This window comes from Williamsia sp. (assembly GCF_016462415.1).
Classification (GTDB): domain Bacteria; phylum Actinomycetota; class Actinomycetes; order Mycobacteriales; family Mycobacteriaceae; genus Williamsia_A.
Genome location: NZ_JAEMTF010000094.1, coordinates 1 through 3,002 on the forward strand (window position 1 = coordinate 1; position 3,002 = coordinate 3,002).

General features: G+C 69.1%; 2 protein-coding genes. Both read left to right on the forward strand.

What is annotated here, in order from left to right:
* Positions 1 to 160: 160 nt before the first annotated feature.
* A complete protein-coding gene (locus tag JHC79_RS18405) occupies positions 161 to 2,386 on the forward strand; it encodes a glycoside hydrolase family 3 C-terminal domain-containing protein (protein ID WP_296393520.1) in 2,226 nt (741 codons plus the stop codon).
* Positions 2,387 to 2,425: 39 nt separating this feature from the next.
* On the forward strand, positions 2,426 to 3,002 hold a 577-nt coding region (locus JHC79_RS18410), incomplete at its 3' end, for a hypothetical protein (RefSeq protein WP_296393522.1).

The window sequence follows — 3,002 nt, forward strand, 5'->3', positions numbered from 1 at the left end:
GCCCACGTGCGTGGTGGCGAAAGTCTGCGCTGAGCGGGGCGGCATCGACGTATGTGCCACGGTGGGCCGCTCCGTGCAGAATTTCGCCGCGCGTCAGTACGAGAAGGGTGATCCGTAGCCTCGGTGAGGTGCATGTGGCAACCGTCGAGGAGGAGTGGTGATGACCGATCCCGCAGTGTCCGACCTGTCGATCGAGGAGAAGGCGTCACTCGGCAGCGGTGCCGACTTCTGGACGACGAAGGCGGTGGGCACCGTGCCGTCGCTGATGCTGACCGACGGTCCGCACGGCGTGCGCAAGCAGACCGGCGCGAGCGACCATCTGGGACTGGCGGGCAGCGAGCCCGCGACATGCTTCCCGCCCGCGGTGGGACTCGGTCAGTGCTGGGACGTCGACCTGATCCATCGGGTGGGCGAGGCCCTCGGCCGTGAGGCCCGGGCGCTCGACGTCGACGTCCTGCTCGGTCCCGGGGTCAACATCAAGCGGGATCCTCGCTGCGGCAGGAACTTCGAGTACCTCTCCGAGGATCCGGTGGTCGCCGGGACACTCGGGGCCGCATGGGTGAGGGGTGTGCAGAGCGTCGGGGTCGGGACGTCGCTGAAACACTTCGCCCTGAACAACGCCGAGACCGATCGGATGCGCTCGAGTTCCGACATCGACCCCCGGCCCATGCATGAGATCTACCTCCACGCGTTCGCGCACATCGTCCGCACCGCACGACCGTGGACGGTCATGTGTTCCTACAACCGCATCAACGGTGTGTACGCCGCCGAGAATCACTGGCTGCTCACCGAACTCCTTCGTGAGACATGGGGATTCGACGGCGCGGTCGTCAGCGACTGGGGTGCGGTGCGCGATCGGGTCGCCGCGGTGCGTGCGGGTCTCGACCTGGAGATGCCGGGAACGGGTTCCGCGGCCGACACCGAGGTGGTCGACGCAGTCCGCGCCGGTGACCTGTCGCAGGAGGCGGTGGATCGTGCCGCGGCGGCCGTGGCCGGTCTGGCGCGCCGGGTGCAGCCCGGACGGGAGAACACGGTCACCGCCGACCTCGACGCTCACCACCGCCTCGCGCGCGAGGCCGCCGCGCGCAGCATCGTCCTGCTCAAGAACGACACCGACGTGCTGCCCCTGACGCCGGGCACCTCGATCGCCGTCATCGGCGAGTTCGCACAGTCGCCCCGCTACCAGGGCGGCGGCAGCTCACACGTGAACCCGACCCGTCTCGACGTCCCACTCGACGAGATCCGCGCGCAGGCCGGATCCGGCGCGGTGACGTTCGCGCCCGGCTTCACGACCGACGGGTCCGGCGACGCCGCCACCCTGCGCGACGAGGCGGTGCAGACGGCCGCCGACGCCGAGGTGGTCGTCGTCTTCCTCGGACTCGGCGCCGACCAGGAGTCGGAGGGATTCGACCGTGAGGACATCGAGATCCCCTGGGGGCAGCTGGATCTCGTGACCGCGATCGCGCAGGTGCAGCCGCGGACCGTCGTGATCCTGTCCCACGGAGGTGTGCTGCGCCTGCAGCCGGTGGCCGATGCGGTTCCGGCCATTCTCGATGGCGCCCTGCTCGGCCAGGCCGGTGGTGGCGCGATCGCCGACGTGCTGTTCGGCGCGGTCAACCCGTCGGGACGTCTGACCGAGACGGTTCCGGTCCGCGTACAGGACTGCCCGTCCTACCTCGACTTCCCGGGCGAGAATTCCCACGTACGGTACGGCGAGGGCATCCACGTCGGGTATCGCGGCTATGACGCCCGCGCCCTGGAGGTGACGTTCCCCTTCGGACACGGGTTGTCCTACACCCACTTCGAGTACAGCGATCTGTCGGTCGCCTCCGACGACACCGGTGTCGACGTCGAGGTCACCATCACGAACACCGGTCAGCGGTCGGGGCGTGAGGTGGTGCAGGTGTACGTCACGAAGACCGACTCGCGGGTGGTCCGGCCGCCGCGGGAGCTCAAGGCTTTCGCGACATCGTCGGTGGTCGAACCCGCAGCGTCGGAAAAGATCTCGCTCCGGATCGCCCGCTCCGATCTCGCCTTCTGGGACGAGCGGCGCGGCGACTGGACGGTCGAGGACGGCGCGTACGTGGTCGGGGTGGGCGCGTCGAGCCGCGATCTCCGTGCCACCGACATCGTCGCCGTGGTCGGTGACGACGAGTCGGTCCCGATCACGTGGCAGTCCACCCTCGCCGAGGCATTGGCCGATCCGGCCGTCGCGGCGGCCATGGCGGGAATGGTGCCCGAGGGCGCGTCCGACGCCGGCGACGGCCTCGGCACCGACATCGTCACGGTCATGGGGTCGATGCCGCTGGACCGGTTGAAGCGATTCGGGATGGGGTCCGATGCTCTCGACGAACTCCTGGCCGACGACACGTCCGAGGGTGTCTGAGCGCTCGACGTGTCGGAGGCGCCCACTACCGTCGACCCCGTGTCGGAAACCCCAGACCAGCAGACCGTCGACCGGCTCCGAACCGTTGTCGCCGGTGACTTCGGAACCGCCCTCGTCGCGCACGACCTGTCCCATCTCGACCGGGTCGCACGCGCTGCGCGCGACATCGCGCAGGTGGAGAACCCGGCCGACACGGTGACACCGCAACTCGTCGCCTACGTCCATGACTATCACCGCGTGGTCGAACACGGTGCGCCCGCGAACGCGGGTGCGCAGCAGACAGGCCCCGACGACGTATGGCCGCTCATCGAGCGGGCCCTCCGGCGTGCCGAGGTACCCGAGCAATTGCTGCCCGAGATCGATGCGGCCGTGCGCTTCAACGAGAAGTCCCTGATGAAGGGCGACACCCTCGACGGTGCCTCACTCACCGCGGCCATCGTGCGCGACGCCGACAAGCTCGATGCGGTCGGCGCCATCGGCATCGCGCGTGCGTTCATGTATGGCGGATACATCGGCGAGACCCTGTGGGATCCGAGCGCAGCCATCTCGCCGACGTACACCTCGGGCCCGACCAGCTCGGTCATCGCGCACTTCTACGAGAAGCTGATCCGGGTCG